The following is a 15,350-nucleotide window of genomic DNA, read 5'->3' on the forward strand; positions in this document are numbered from 1 at the left end:
GTAACGTATTCACTGAAATTTGGAAACACGCCCAAAGTGAAGTGAGACTAACCTCAAAGCCGCATTTATGCGGCTTTTTTTATGACTATGTATTTATGCTCGCAACTGCCCCTTAAAACTTGAAAATTCAAGCAATTGTTGCCACTTTTAATAGAGGACCAACAATTAAGGATGTGTATGTCTAATTGGGTTGAAGCTAAAGTTAAAGATGTTAAATGGTGGACCGACTCACTATTTAGCTTAATTGTTAATGCCGATGTTGAACCATTTGTAGCAGGGCAGTTTACAAAGCTTGCTATGCAAGTGGGTGATAAACGGGTAGCACGTGCATATTCCTATGTTAATGCGCCGAATAACCCCGACCTCGAATTTTATCTGATTAATGTTAAAGACGGTCAACTTTCTCAACAACTTGCGCAATTAAAGCCGGGTGACTCAGTGACTATAGAGCGCCGCGCGACAGGCTTTTTTACCCTTGATGAAGTGCCAAGCAGTGAGCAGCTTTATATGTTGAGTACAGGTACTGCGCTTGAACTTTTATTTCAATTTTAGAGCAGGGCGAAGTGTGGCAAAAGTTTGAGCATGTTCACTTAGTGCATGGAGTTCGTTTTAATGAGGACTTAAGTTATCAAGCGCGCATTAAAGCACTACAGCAGCAGTACCCAAATCTTTACTATTCGCCTGTAGTCAGCCGAGAGTCAGCCACAATAGGTTTTAATGGCCGGATCACTGACGTAATAAAAGACCGTCGCTTATTTGATGTAGTAGAGCTTCCTGTTAAACCTGACTCGACACAGTTCATGATTTGCGGTAATCCAGAAATGGTAAAAGATACCACGGCCATTTTGTTAGAGCTTGGTTTTAGCCGCAACAGGCGTCGTGAGCCTGGGCAGATCACCGTTGAGCAATATTGGTAAAAAACTATGCCAAACTGTGAGAATTTGCTACCTTAACGCCTTAAATCAGGCATGATGTATTTAGGAAAAGTATGAAACCGTTATTTTTGGCAATTAGTTTATTATTCTCTTGGCAGTCATTTGCTAGTGAAGAAACCACTGAACAAGCCGAGCCTCAAACTAGCCATGAACAAAAAGCCGAAAAGAAAGACGTACCTAGTTTAGAGTTTATTGAAGAAAAGCCAGTAACAGAGCAAAAAGTAATTTCTGAATCTAAGAAAGAGGTCGCAGAAGTTGATGATAGCAAAGTACTCGGTACTCAAACGCCTACACCTGCCGAGCAACCAAAAACAGTTGAAGAAAAGCAGCAAGCAGTTGATGAGGCTGAAAAGGCCGTAAAGCAAGCAAAAGAGGCGCTAACAGCCAAGCAACAAGAAAAAGCGCGTCAGTCACGAGAATCAATCGCTGTAATTGAGCAATTAATAGCAGCATATAATGCTCGTAATATTGATGCATTTATTAAAATGTATGATGAAAACGTCGAGTTTTACACATTCCCAAATGAGTTAATGTTCACAGGGAAAGAAAAGCTTATAGCTCGTTATGGCATCATGTTTAAAAAGCTTAAATGTATAAAATCGTCTCCAATTAAACGAATTGTGCATGGAAATATTGTGATTGACCATGAGCTATCAGAGACTTGTTCACAAGACCCTAAGGTGGTTGATAAGCGAGCTGAATTTGTCACTAGTTATAAAATAGAAAATGGTAAAATAACCAAAGTGTTATTCTTCCGCTAGAAAAAGAGCAGCCCAGCTGCTCTTTTTTTATGGGTGAAAGTTAGTGGGTTCAAGCTAGCGAGTTTCGAGATATGAGGTAGCAGCGATTTTACATCGCGTCCTAGAACCTAAATCCCAGCGCCTATGACGCGGGATAAACCTGCTGCTACATGTAGGCGTGAAACTTGTTTCGCGCTATTAATCTTCATTAATTTCAGGAATTACACCTTTTAAACGGGTGATATCTTCATCACTAACGTCTGCAAAATGTTTAAAGTGAGTCGGCCAATCTTTGCAATATTCTTCAATCTCTTTAATGATGTTTTTTGCTGCTGAATTTGCTAACCCAAATCGCTTAGCCTGAGATAAAAAATTGCTTTTACTTGCATAACGGTCATCATCACCAAAGCCAAGACCATGTTGTTTTGAGTTGTTTATTGGAGTGATGTCATAGGCTGGACTTAATCGCCAATTTTTTTGTGAAAATGAATATAGGAATGCATGATTGCGAGTGTGATCATCTGTATTACCAATATACGCATTGAACACCATTCGCTTAAACAACTCTTCAGCATCACCTGCATTTTGCATTGTTTGATGCCTTATAAATTCAGCTAATTGACCATATGAGTAGTCACTTGAAAGATCACTCATAGCAACTTTGGGTTTTTGCAGTAAGCTATTCGCACTTAAAAAGTGGTGTGTTGGTAACCCATTACTAACATCAAACCGCTCAACAAGTAGCACATCACCGGTATGTGTTTTATGAATAAAGGTAGGAGCCGTTCGAATACCAAGCTGTTCCGCCATTTTCATTGCAGCATGTTCAGCTCTGACTAGATTGAATAAATCATCTTGGCGATTGAATTTTGCTAAGTAGAGTTTGTTGTCAATTTGTATAGAAGTTTTTGGTCTAGCTCCCCCCATGCTTTGGCCAAACTCAAATGCTTTCTTAGCTTCATCAGAAATTGTTTTATTCGCCAGCAAGTCATCTTTAGCTTGGTCTAGCAAGGCTAAATCAGACAAGGTGTTTTTGTTAGTTTTATGCTTTGAGGCACTTCGCGAGAGACTAAAAACAAGCGCTCCTACGCCATATCCAGACCCAGCTAATAAAAATTCTAACTCGTTTTTGGGTTTTGTAGTATGAAGCGAAAGAATTAACTTGCGCCCCCACGAGTCAGCTCCTGCATCACTCAATACGCCAAATACACCTCTGTTTGCGCTGTAACTGAAAATCCCCGATTTTAATGGCAGATGTATTGGATCTAGAGCAAAGGCATCGCTTCGGGCTAAATAGCTCTTACCATAGTTGAACTCACCGCGACCTGATTGATTATCTAATTTAAAGTAACCACAGATAACGGGTTTTTCTTCTAAACCATCTATAAAAACATAGCACTCAGAAGTCATCATTGATTTCCTGTGGTGAATTTCGTTTGCGTTGGCGAGCATTGTATCCACCTACGTCGGCCGCTAATTCATTTATTTCATCGAGAAGCGATCCCTGTAAGTTAAGTACAACCAGCGCTTCAAAAAGAATGTCACTTTTCACAACATCACCTTGCTCCAACTTTTGTATAGTTGAACGTGATACCCCAATCATTTTCGCAAATGTACTTTGCGTATAATGAAGTGTTCGGTGCTGGCGTATCAAATCGCCCAGCTTTTGTGCCATTTTTGCAGCCTGTTCAGAACGCATATTGATTACTTTTTTAATCATTAGATACTTAATGATTAGTTTAGCGGTATTTGGTTTTTTTGCAATAGAGGGGGATTAAGTTAGTGGGTTCAAGTTAGCGAGTTTCGAGGTACGAGGTAGCAGCGATTTTACATCGCGTCCTGGCGCCTAGGACCTAGAACTCGCCTATGACGCGGGATAAACCCGCGGCTACATGTAGGCGTGAAACTTGTTTCGCGCGTCTGATCGTCTCTATATGTTGGGTGTCGCTCCGCTCGACCCAACCTACCTGGAAAGTGAATAGGTCGAATGCTGAGAAGAACAATCGACCTTAATAATCCCACATTTCGGCTGATATCTAATATCTGACCTCTAAAGACTAGAAACCAGCGATTTACATCTCCCAGCGCCTAAAACCTAAACCCTAGTACCTATGACGCGGGATAAACCCGCTGCTACATGGGGTTCGGCTATGCCGATTCATTTAACAACGAATTAAAGCTGTCGTTGTCGTGTAGGCTGGCAAACGCGCTTTCGTGTAATAGCTCGTTACGTAGGTTAGGAGAATATTCAAGAGCCATACGAATATCAGCCATTGCATCGGCGTGTTTGTGTAGTAATGCATAGGCACAAGCACGTTGCCAGTATGCGTAGCCGTAGTCGCTATCAATTTCTAATGCTTGATTACAAAGCTCGATAGCCTCACCTGTTTCGTTAATTTCTAACAGAGCATCTGCTTTATAGGCAATGGCTTCTACGTCTTCTGGTTTACGTTTTAAGATCTCGTCAAAAATCTCAATCTTATTCGCAACATCGCTTTCTAAATTGGCACGCATCCATAAAGAATGAACTTCATTGGTGATTGAGATCTTTTGTTGGTTTAATAAGATCTCTTCAGATCGCTCACGTAGTTTTTCTTCGAGTACTTTTAGGCGCTCTTCATATTCTTTTGTAATCGCACTCACGCGTGTATTAACAATATCTTCTACTTTATTTTTCACATCACGTAGGGAATTCCAACCGACTAAGACCAAGATTGAAGCGGTAATGGTAATAATGAAAAACACATTATTAATGGTGTCGGTTGTATAAGTTAATGCACGGTCGGCAGTATCAAGTTGTGTATGAGCAACTTGTTTTGTCACATCTTCGCGTAGTTTTTGTTGGTCTTGGCGCACCGCTTTTAATTCATCAAGAATATAGCGCTCTAACAATGGTTTATACATAGGTTCTTGAAGCTTATCGAGTCCTTGCTGTTGCTCTGCTTCAGTTAATGCTGGGCGGTTTTGTGGCTCATTTTGAGCTGCTACAAATGGGCTAAAGCTCATTAAAAAAGTGATTAAAATTAGGGTATAACGCATAACATATTAATTTTTGGTGATTACTGAGGTAACTGTAACATGCGTGAGCACTAGGGACTAGGCAAAAAAAACCAGCTCGGGGGAGAGCTGGCCAAACTGCTTAAACAACATAAAGTCGTAAGGGGTATCAACAGGAGTTAGGTACAATATACTCATTTTTATCTGAACAACTACTTAATACTTAAAGAGTTTCTAAAAAAAGTTAATCTATATGCGATATTGAGTTTGTTCGTCTAAACTTAAAGGATACTAAAACTAAAAGGTGAGAATATGCGCCAGCAACTAGTACAACTGCTTTATGGTGTATCAATTTCGTCTGATCTCGATAGTGGAAATGTTGAATTAGCTGAACGGCTAATCCTTAATGCTGTACTCGATGGACTCGAAATCGGGCGTGCCGGCATTTGGTTACTTAATAAAGAAAATACAGCAATTGAGTGCCGTTTATTACTCGACAGAGAAAATGGTAAAGAAATTCAAATGCTAGTGCTTCCCCGGGACGCATACCCTGACTATTTCAAAGCACTTGATACGCAACGCACAATAACAGCGGTTGATGCGCATACTGATCCTGCTACCTACGAATTTAGCGAAAGCTACCTAACACCACTTAATATTGGCGCTATGCTCGATGCACCAATTCGCTATAAAGGAAAAATGATCGGTATATTTTGTTGTGAGCACATTGGTAGTGAGCGACATTGGACAGAAGATGAATGCTCATTTATAGGCGCATTAGCAGATCTATACGGCAGAGCGCTATCAGCACAAGAAAATGAACGTATAAACGCAGAGCTTGAACGCGCTAATCAGCACCTAGAGGAGCGTGTTGTTGAACGCACTCGAACGCTCGAGAAAACCTTATCTGAACTTACCGAGATGCAAGAAAAACTTATTGAAGCAGAAAAAATGGCTTCATTGGGTAATCTGGTTGCTGGAATTGCACATGAAGTTAATACGCCAATAGGTATCGCGGTGACTGCAAACAGTTCGGCAAAAGACAAACTCTCTGAAGTTGATAAGCTTATACAGTCAAATACGTTAACTAAGGCTGCGCTGATAGAGAGTATTAATCATTTAAACGAATGTTTTAAAATATCATTCACTAATTTAGAGCGAGCAGCAAAATTAATCAGCGACTTTAAACAAACGGCAGTAGATCAATCTTCACTCGATTTATTAGAAACCAACATTAAAGACTACTTAGAAAACATTCTACACAGCTTAATGCCTTTAACCCGTAGTCATAACGTCAGTGTAAATGTGAATTGTGTCGATGACTTTGAGTTGATCACAGTCCCTGGAGCTTTGAGTCAAATCATAATGAATTTGGTTAATAATAGTTGCGTTCATGGTTTTGTTGGACGCCAAGACAACCAAATAAACATATCGGTTAATATTGACGAAGCACAAGGTGTTTATTTGCTTTGCTACAAAGATAATGGCCATGGCATGGATACAGAAACTTTGCATAAAGTGTTTGAGCCCTTTTTTACTACGAAGCGTGGCTCAGGTGGAAGTGGATTAGGAATGTCAATTGTTTATAACCTTGCAACGCAAGCATTACAAGGTGAAGTGAGTGCTGCGAGTTCACCTTCTAATGGCATGACAGTTAATTTTAAACTGCCTATAAAACTCGCATAACTAATTAATATTTATACAAGTTGAGGGCTAAATAATCTGGTGACTGGGTAATAAAATTAAAAATTAATCAGTTTGCTTAGCGAGACATGATATATCGGTGCACTTGTTGTTTTTGCAAAACTGCTTTATACGTTTTTTCGAGTATAAATAATTAATGCTTAAAGGTGTAACCAATAGCGTCAGCCAAAACAATAATGAGCTTCTAAACGTTAACCCCACAAGCGAAGCAACTACCAGCCCAGTTAACATTAAAATAGGTAAATTGGCGATAAAAAAGTTAATGCTTAATTGTCTAGCAACATCAGGATTAATTGTTTTCATAAGGGCTACTCGCAGTAAAAAGACCTTTATAAAATGGACTGTTTTGTAAAATGAATCAAATCGTATTTTTCTATCGAATCAATCGATTTAAAACCATGTTCAAGATTTAGCTTTATTTATGTAGTGCTCCTATAGTTTTAAACAACAGGAACTTTTGAGTTATTAGTTATTCAAAACCAATAGAAATCTTTATTTATGATGATGCTAAGTAAACTAGCTTTCGTCGTATTTTAAGCTTATGAGGAGCAAGCAATGAGTAATGGAAAAACGGGCCAGTGCCCAGTAATGCATGGTAGTAACACTGTCACCGCTCAATCAAATACTGACTGGTGGCCAAACGCACTCAATTTCGACATTCTTCACCAACACGACAGCAAAACGAACCCTTACGGCAAAGATTTTAATTACGCTAAAGCATTCAAATCTCTTGATCTTGAAGCCGTTAAAACCGACTTAAAAAGCTTAATGACCGAAAGCCAAGAATGGTGGCCAGCTGATTGGGGCCATTACGGTGGTTTAATGATCCGTATGGCGTGGCACTCAGCGGGTTCATACCGTTTAGAGGATGGACGCGGTGGCGGCGGTACAGGTAACCAACGCTTTGCACCATTAAATTCATGGCCAGACAACGCAAACTTAGACAAAGCACGTCGTTTACTTTGGCCAATTAAAAAGAAATACGGTAACAAGCTTTCTTGGGCCGATTTAATGATCCTAGCCGGTAATATGGCTTATGAGTCAATGGGTTTAAAAACCTTTGGTTTCGCGGGAGGCCGTGAAGATATCTGGCATCCTGAAAAAGACGTTTACTGGGGCGCTGAAAAAGAATGGCTAGCACCAAGTGACGAGCGTTACTCGAATGTTGAAAAACCAGATACCATGGAAAACCCATTAGCAGCGGTACAAATGGGCTTAATTTACGTAAACCCAGAAGGGGTGAATGGTAACCCTGATCCACTTAAAACAGCAGAACAAGTTCGCGAAACTTTTGCCCGTATGGCAATGGATGACGAAGAAACTGCCGCACTTACAGTTGGTGGTCATACTGTGGGTAAAACCCATGGTAATGGTAGCGAAGAAAACGTTATCCCTGAGCCAGAAGCCGCGGATGTGTTTGAACAAGGTCTTGGTTGGAACAACCACAACTCACGCGGTATTGGCCGCGATACCATGACCTCGGGCATCGAAGGCGCGTGGACTACTCATCCAACTAAGTGGGATAACGGTTATTGCTACTTATTGCTTAACTACGAATGGGAACTTAAGAAGAGCCCTGCAGGTGCGTGGCAGTGGGAACCAATCGATATTAAAGAAGAAGACAAACCAGTTGATGTTGAAGATCCATCAATTCGTTTAAACCCCATCATGACCGACGCCGATATGGCGATGAAGATGGACCCAACCTATCGTAAAATTATCGAGCGATTTAACGATGATTTTGAATACTTTAGTGATGTGTTTGCACGCGCATGGTTCAAACTGACGCACCGTGACCTAGGCCCTAAATCACGTTATTTGGGTGCCGATGTACCAAGCGAAGATCTGATCTGGCAAGATCCGATCCCTGCGGTTGATTACACATTATCTGACAGCGAAATTAGCGAACTTAAAACCAAGCTACTTAACTGTGGTGTAAGCCAAGCAGATTTAATCGCAACAGCATGGGATAGTGCCCGTACTTACCGTGGCTCAGACCATCGCGGTGGTGCAAACGGTGCTCGTATTCGTTTAGCACCGCAAAAAGATTGGCAAGGTAACGAGCCAGAGCGTTTAGCTAAAGTATTAAGCGCACTGGAATCAGTGCAAGCGGGTTTAAGCAAACCAGTAAGCCTCGCCGATTTAATTGTACTTGGTGGGTCAGCAGCGGTTGAACAAGCAGCAAAAGCAGCGGGCGTTGACATCACCGTGCCATTTGCGCCGGGTCGTGGTGATGCCACAGACGAGATGACAGATGCAGACTCGTTCGACGTACTTGAGCCAATTCATGATGGTTTCCGTAACTGGTTGAAGAAAGATTACGCGGTATCAGCAGAAGAGCTAATGTTAGAGCGTACGCAATTAATGGGCTTAACAGCACCAGAAATGACCGCTCTTGTTGGTGGTATGCGTGTACTTGGCACTAACCACGGCGGCTCTAAGCATGGCGTGTTTACAGATAATGTAGGCACACTTAGCACCGACTTTTTCGTAAACCTAACCGATATGGCTTACACATGGAAGCCAACAAGTAAGGGTCTTTATGATATTGTTGAGCGCAGCACAGGTGCAACTAAATGGACAGCAACACGTGTTGATTTAGTGTTTGGTTCAAACTCAATCCTTCGCTCTTATGCAGAGTTTTACGCACAAGACGACAACAATGAACGTTTTGTAAAAGACTTTGTCGACGCATGGGTGAAAGTAATGAACGCCGACCGCTTCGACATTTAATTTAAAATTCCGTTAAGTACAAAGGCCACACAGTTTAACTGTGTGGCCTTTTTTATTTAGAGAAGTTAGCGAGTTACAAGGGGAAAGTGACGAGATGTAGGTGGCGTTTTAACGCCGAACAAGTAGCAGCGATTTCACATCGCGTCCTAGCGCCCATAACCTAGCACCTAATGTTTCCCTTGTAGGTCGGGCTTTAGCCCGTCAGACTTTAAAATCGGAATGGTACTGATTTGTGAAGCAGCGATTTCATATCGCGTCCTAGCGCCCAGAACTCGCTGATGACGCGGGATAAACCCGCTTCTACAACGTAGGCGTGAAACTTGTTTCGCGCACCGCTGTAAGCTACTTTATTTCTCAATCCCAAACCAATAGCTATTTTGAAAAATACTCTCTTTTAATTCTCTTTCGCTGTAAGCATACGTACTTTGCCAAAACAGGCGGTCAAAAAGGTATTTATTACCGTCTTTAGCAAGAATTTTGAAATTAAATAATGATGAATAGGCAACTTCTTGATTTGCTAATACTTCATCTTTACAGCTAGCGTAATCAACTGCATTTGGGCACTGCGACATCATTGCAAAGCTAATGCTGTTGTCAGCTTCTAATTGCCAATAGCTACTTGGTGTAAAGTCAGCTCTATTTTCAAGGCCATATTGGTCAGCATAATAGAAGCTGCCTTTACCATCATCATTTATATACCAGTATATTTTCTGGCTACTGCTGGTATAATTTTGACGTAAGTAGCTAAATAGATGCTTATAATCATCGAGTGTGATGCTTGAATCATCAACTACTTCTATGAACTCATACCCTAAGCGAGCTTGGCGCTGCTCTTTATTACGCTCGCGTGCCATGATCATTTTGCCATCAGGCTGAGTGAAAAATTGTAAGCTCGTTTCTATGTCATTACCCATTACTTTAACGGTTTCGCCGTTATTGTCTAAGTTGTAATGCCATTTAAATGAGTCAGTACTTTTAGGTGTATTGAATGTGACCGTTGCTGTGTCGGCTGCAGTGATTGTAAAAAATGTGGGTACATAACGGAACGTTAAACCTTCGCCCGTATCTGAATTTTTATTATTTAAACGACCAGTATATGATTTACCTACTGTCAGCTCAGGAACTGTAACAGGGGTAAGTTTTCGAAGTGCGCTAATCGATGTTTTTTCTAGCAGAGCTTCAGCCAGTTCGGTTGATTCATTAATAATATTCTGTGCACTTTCATCTTTATAAGTTAAAACATGACGTAGTTTTAGCACTAAAAAGTCATCAAACTGAGCAATAACTTCTGCATCAATTAGATTAAAGATCAAATGCGACATCTACTTCATGACCAAGGTTACTCAATTGCTTTGTGTTTTGAGTCGTAACTAATGTATCACTGTTAATTTTTAATGCTTTACCCTCTAACGTTGCCGAAAAGTCAGCATAAGTATACGACGTAGTGCTTCCTGAAGCCGTTGGAATATAGCTTGCTAGCGATACTTCAAAGTAACTTTCCTCGCCCGTTGTACTTAAATAATTAACAGAGTGGAACGAGCTTTGATCCACATCAGCGTAGTACTCAGAGCTAAACTCTGCATTTGATTTATAAAGGGTGACAACTTCGCCTTTATCGGTTGAAACATTAAATAGCTCAACACGAATAGCATCATCGCGCTTAGCTAACACTTCCATTTCAAGTAAGGCTTGTTGATTACACTCATGCAAGCAATCAATCGCTTGGGTATTTAACGCAATGACATCAGGGTTCGACCATTCAAAACGACTTAACTCACCATTTTGAGCGATTACACCTGCATCTTCGCTAGCAAATACCAACCGTACACTGCCATCGCTTGATTGCCAGTTACCTATCACTTCGTTATTGCTAAGCTCAATAGGTTGCCATGCTGCACGGTTTTCAGCGACATTTACGGTTAAAGTGTATTGATTACTTGCTTTACCGTCAGACACTTCTACAGTAAAAGAATGGTTAGCTACTTCAAATAGGCTCGGCTCAGCATTAAAAGTCACTTGATTGCTGCTGGTCGTGACACTTAGCCACTCTGGCTTATCAATAATCGTGGTTGTCACACTGTCGTTTTGCTCATCTTTAATATCAACAACTAAGCTGGCTGATTCAAGTGCTTTGGTAGAGAGTGTGAGTGATCCAGATAGAGTAGGGGCGGTATTTTTTGTCGTTTCTGCATCTGGCTTTTTGTCTGTTGATGACCCGCCACCACAGGCTGTTAGAGCCAGAGTCAATGCCGATACGCTAAGTAGCTTATTCATTTACATCCTTTAAAATGTTGTTTTCTGTGTAAAAGAAATGCAAATTACCCAAATAAGGTAAGTCAGTCAAAGGTATTATGTAACTGAACGTAAACAAAAAGGGTGAGCAAACTTGCTCACCTATTTGAAGAGGGGGTTATTGCGCTTGTTGCGCGACATGATCCATATATTCGTCAAACGTGCCCTGAAAATCGATAAGCTGTTGATCTTTAATATCGATGATGCGAGTAGCTAATGACGATACAAACTCACGGTCGTGGCTCACAAAAATAAGTGTGCCTTGGTAATCTTTTAATGCGTTATTGAGTGCTTCAATGGCTTCCATATCCATGTGGTTGGTTGGCTCGTCCATAATGAGCACGTTGATGTCTTGCATCATGAGCTTACCAAACAATAGGCGGTTCTTTTCACCACCCGAGCAGTTACGTGCTTTTTTGTTAGCGTCGTCTGCGGTGAATAATAAACGCCCTAACATAGCACGTACCATTAAATCGTTGTGCTTAGCGGTGCGCCACTGCGACATCCAATCAAATAAAGTTAAGTCGTTATCAAAGTCTTTACTGCTATCTTGTGGGCAATAACCAATGCTGGCATTTTCAGACCACTTAACCACACCTTCGTTACTTTGTAATTCATTCACTAGGCAGCGTAATAGGGTGGTTTTACCAACACCGTTTTCACCAATAACCGCAAGCTTAGCGCCGGCTTCTAGTAATAAGTCACCACCGCTGAACAGGGTTTCACCCTCAAAACCATGACCTAGCTTGGTAAGCTCTAATGCTTGGCGATACATCTTTTTGCCTTCGTCAAAACGAAGTGATGGGCTAATACGGCTTGATGCTTTTACTTCATCAAGCTTAATTTTATCCATGCGCTTAGCACGAGAGCTGGCTAATTTTGCTTTTGATGCATTGGCACCAAAGCGATTTACGAACTCTTGTAGCTCGTCTATTTCAGCGCTCTTCTTTGCGTTTTCAGCAAGCAGTTGTTCGCGTTGCAAGCTTGAAGCTTCAATCCACTTTTCGTAGTTACCAGGATAAATTCGTAGCTCACCGTAATCTATATCGGTCATATGTGTACATACCGAGTTTAAGAAGTGACGGTCGTGCGAGATAATAATCATCGTACACTTACGCTGGTTAAGCTCGTTAGCTAGCCAAGTAATGGTATGAATATCAAGGTTATTGGTTGGCTCATCAAGTAGCAAAATATCTGGGTTTGCAAACAGCGCTTGTGCTAAAAGCACACGAAGCTTCCAGCCCGGCGCAACGTTTGCCATGAAGCCGTAATGAAACTCTTGCTCAATACCCGCTTGGATCAAAATTTCTTCTGCACGGCTTTCTGCTGTGTAGCCATCCATTTCGGCAAAAATGCTTTCAAGTTCAGCGACTTTCATGCCGTCTTCTTCACTCATTTCTGGCAGCGAATAGATACGGTCGCGCTCTTGTTTAACTTTCCAAAGTTCTGCATCACCCATGATCACCGCATCAACCACAGTGTATTGCTCAAACGCAAACTGGTCTTGGCTTAGCGTACCTAGCTTTAAACCCGGTGCAATCGACACATTGCCAGACGTTGGCACAAGCGCACCACTTAGAATTTTCATAAAGGTCGATTTGCCGCAGCCATTCGCGCCAATTAGACCATAGCGGTTACCGTTACCAAATTTAGCTGAAATGTTCTCAAACAGAGGCTCTGCACCAAATTGCATGGTGATATTTGCGGTTGAAATCAACGAATTATTCCTAGAAAAATACTGACAGGGTTATGGGCGCAGCAACTGCGAAAATAAACAAGCAATAGGGTAAATAATAGGCTGCGGATTATACAGTTCAGCCCCTAATAACGCTATTAAAAAAGAGAAAGTTGCAAGGGAAAGGGTAAAGTTACGACAATGTTTGGCCAGGAATGGTTTAAGTTAGCGAATCTCAAGTTACTAGATGCGAGGTAGCAGTGATTTCACATCGCGCCCTAAAACCTAATGTTTCCCCGTAGGACTGGCTTTAGCCGGGAAATGACTAAGTTAGCGAGTTTCAAGTTATGAGGGGAAAGGTGCGAGTAACGAGATGTGAGGTAGCAGCGATTTCACATCGCGTCCTAGCGCCTAGAACTCAGATCCTAGCGCCCATGTTTCATTCGTAGGCGTGAAACTTGTTTCGCGCGTCTGAGAGCTGAAGGTTGAAAGCTCATTATTTTTGGTTCGGCACTGAAGTACCTCCTACAAGACTTCCACAAACTGAACGAATTACGAAAAAAACCTGAAAATATATAAATATAGTTAATACTTTAGGGAAATCGGGCGATAATACTAAGTAATATGACAGCAAAGGTGGATTCAATGTCTGCAGGTATTTCTTTCAATAACTTGAGCATCACAAAAAAAATACACGCCATAACATGTATTGCCATTACGGCATTCGTGATCATAGTAGTAACCAATTTTATAGCCATGAATGACAACAAGATCTCGCTCGACGAGCTGGAAAAGTCATCATATCAGGTCGTTAAACTCACTTCAGCAAACGTTGCGCTACTCGAAAAACTAGATGAGTTATACACTCAAGCGGTAACATTTGGTGAGTCAGATTTAGTTGATAGTGCAGCGCAAACGTATAAAACGATTAATGAAAATCTACAAAATATCATCAGTATCAACGACAGCTACGTGCATGCCGATACCAAAAAACAATTAGAGCTTTATGCACAAACCTCGTCAAGCATAGCAACTTCAATGATCGACGGCACCGCTGACTTTAGTAAAATTCAGCAACAAGCACAGCAAAAAACGCAGCAGTATGAGGCCGTTCTAGCTGGCTTTAAACGAGCACAAACCCGCGCAGACGACCGCTTTTTTGAACTTGTACAAGCAACCAAAGCGCGTTCAGACAACGCACTACACTTAATGCTTGTAGTGTCTGTAGTATCACTTATTTTATTGGTGGTTACCTCAATTTGGATTGCCCGTGGGATTGGCTCATCAGCTAGCGCTGCGGCAGATAACTTACGCCTATTAGCAGACGGCAAAGGCTCTCTAAGCACACAACTAGAAGTACACGCTAAAGATGAAATCGGTCAAGTTTCGATTAACTTCAACGCGTTTATACAGCTGTTAAAAGCTGCTGTACTTGAGGTTATAGCGGTTTGTGAGCCATTAATGGAGAACTCAACACGACTTGTACAAGGCATGGAGCGTGCCGAGCGTGCCACAACTAAACAAACATCAGATGCTGAAATAGTTAAGCAATCAATGGAAGAAATGCGCCAGAGTGTCGCTGATATTTCTCATTCAGCAGCAAATGCATCACAAGCTGCGCAAACAGCCGAGCGAGAAGTTGAGCAAAGTCGAACGCAAATACAGCGTTCTGTGACAGAATCAAAAACACTAAGTGAAGAGATAAATCAAGCAGCATCAACTATTAATCAACTGGCCACTGACACCAAGAATGTGACGCAAATTTTAAACGTTATTACCTCGATTGCAGAACAAACTAACTTACTCGCGTTAAATGCTGCGATTGAAGCTGCACGTGCAGGTGAACAAGGCCGAGGCTTTGCGGTTGTAGCTGACGAAGTGCGTGAGCTTGCTTCAAGAACATCGCAGTCGACGAATGAAATCAGAGAGCTGCTTTCTACATTAACCACAGCAGCAAGCCATGCAGTAAATGCAATGAACTCAGCCCGAGATATGGCTACAAATAATGCAGAGGCCGCTGAAAATACAGGGCAATCGATTGATAAAATCTCTGAACAGATATTAGAAATTAACGGTATGAATTCGCAAATTGCCGCAGCTACCGAAGAGCAAACATCTGTTGCTAGTATGGTAGTTGATAATGTGACGAATATGCATATGTCGTTTGAAGAAACAATGGATTCATTATCGGCAGTACGTGATGTAGCGAAGAACCTTCATTACCTCTCTGATTCGTTACTCGACGCCACAGCTAAATTTAAAGTCGAGTAATTT

The 15,350-nt window shown here is 41.4% G+C and carries 10 protein-coding genes and 1 pseudogene; 5 read left to right on the top strand and 6 right to left on the bottom strand.

Going from position 1 to position 15,350, the window contains the following annotated elements; genetic code table 11:
• Window positions 1–177: 177 nt before the first annotated feature.
• Window positions 178–917 (top strand): annotated as a pseudogene (locus ACRWSG_RS18070) (ferredoxin--NADP reductase).
• 71 nt (window positions 918–988) lie between these two features.
• On the top strand, window positions 989–1,696 hold the full coding sequence (locus tag ACRWSG_RS18075; protein WP_054553404.1) for a nuclear transport factor 2 family protein: 708 nt from the start codon (window positions 989–991) through the stop codon (window positions 1,694–1,696).
• 177 nt (window positions 1,697–1,873) lie between these two features.
• Here the strand turns inward: ACRWSG_RS18075 and ACRWSG_RS18080 are convergent, their stop codons facing one another.
• The 3 genes from ACRWSG_RS18080 to ACRWSG_RS18090 all read right to left on the bottom strand — a co-directional run bounded on the left by ACRWSG_RS18080 (window position 1,874) and on the right by ACRWSG_RS18090 (window position 4,714).
• Window positions 1,874–3,085, bottom strand: a complete 1,212-nt coding sequence (locus ACRWSG_RS18080) for a type II toxin-antitoxin system HipA family toxin (RefSeq protein WP_462167536.1) — start codon at window positions 3,083–3,085, stop codon at window positions 1,874–1,876.
• Window positions 3,075–3,395: a helix-turn-helix transcriptional regulator gene (locus tag ACRWSG_RS18085; RefSeq protein ID WP_462167080.1), complete on the bottom strand. Its 321-nt coding sequence runs from the start codon at window positions 3,393–3,395 to the stop codon at window positions 3,075–3,077. Before ACRWSG_RS18085 ends, ACRWSG_RS18080 begins: the two co-directional genes overlap by 11 nt.
• Window positions 3,396–3,823: 428 nt before the next feature.
• The gene (locus tag ACRWSG_RS18090) at window positions 3,824–4,714 is read right to left on the bottom strand and encodes a tetratricopeptide repeat protein (RefSeq protein ID WP_054553406.1); all 891 of its coding nucleotides are present in this window, start codon (window positions 4,712–4,714) and stop codon (window positions 3,824–3,826) included.
• A gap of 270 nt (window positions 4,715–4,984) precedes the next feature.
• On the opposite strand from ACRWSG_RS18090, the gene ACRWSG_RS18095 reads away from it, so the two are divergent.
• On the top strand, window positions 4,985–6,358 hold the full coding sequence (locus ACRWSG_RS18095; protein WP_138600148.1) for a GAF domain-containing sensor histidine kinase: 1,374 nt from the start codon (window positions 4,985–4,987) through the stop codon (window positions 6,356–6,358).
• Window positions 6,359–6,931: 573 nt separating this feature from the next.
• A complete protein-coding gene (katG, locus tag ACRWSG_RS18100) occupies window positions 6,932–9,109 on the top strand; it encodes a catalase/peroxidase HPI (RefSeq protein WP_462167081.1) in 2,178 nt (725 codons plus the stop codon).
• Between the two features lie 347 nt (window positions 9,110–9,456).
• Here the strand turns inward: katG and ACRWSG_RS18105 are convergent, their stop codons facing one another.
• The 3 genes from ACRWSG_RS18105 to ACRWSG_RS18115 all read right to left on the bottom strand — a co-directional run bounded on the left by ACRWSG_RS18105 (window position 9,457) and on the right by ACRWSG_RS18115 (window position 13,118).
• Entirely contained in the window at window positions 9,457–10,431 is a 975-nt protein-coding gene (locus tag ACRWSG_RS18105; protein ID WP_462167083.1) for a hypothetical protein, read from the bottom strand.
• The gene (locus tag ACRWSG_RS18110) at window positions 10,412–11,383 is read right to left on the bottom strand and encodes a hypothetical protein (protein WP_462167084.1); all 972 of its coding nucleotides are present in this window, start codon (window positions 11,381–11,383) and stop codon (window positions 10,412–10,414) included. The genes ACRWSG_RS18105 and ACRWSG_RS18110 overlap by 20 nt, the downstream gene beginning before the upstream one ends.
• A 136-nt stretch (window positions 11,384–11,519) precedes the next feature.
• A complete protein-coding gene (locus tag ACRWSG_RS18115; protein WP_462167085.1) occupies window positions 11,520–13,118 on the bottom strand; it encodes an ABC-F family ATPase in 1,599 nt (532 codons plus the stop codon).
• A gap of 603 nt (window positions 13,119–13,721) precedes the next feature.
• On the opposite strand from ACRWSG_RS18115, the gene ACRWSG_RS18120 reads away from it, so the two are divergent.
• Window positions 13,722–15,347: a methyl-accepting chemotaxis protein gene (locus ACRWSG_RS18120; RefSeq protein WP_138618986.1), complete on the top strand. Its 1,626-nt coding sequence runs from the start codon at window positions 13,722–13,724 to the stop codon at window positions 15,345–15,347.
• Window positions 15,348–15,350 lie beyond the last annotated feature (3 nt).

The organism is Pseudoalteromonas sp. GB43 (genome assembly GCF_054923805.1).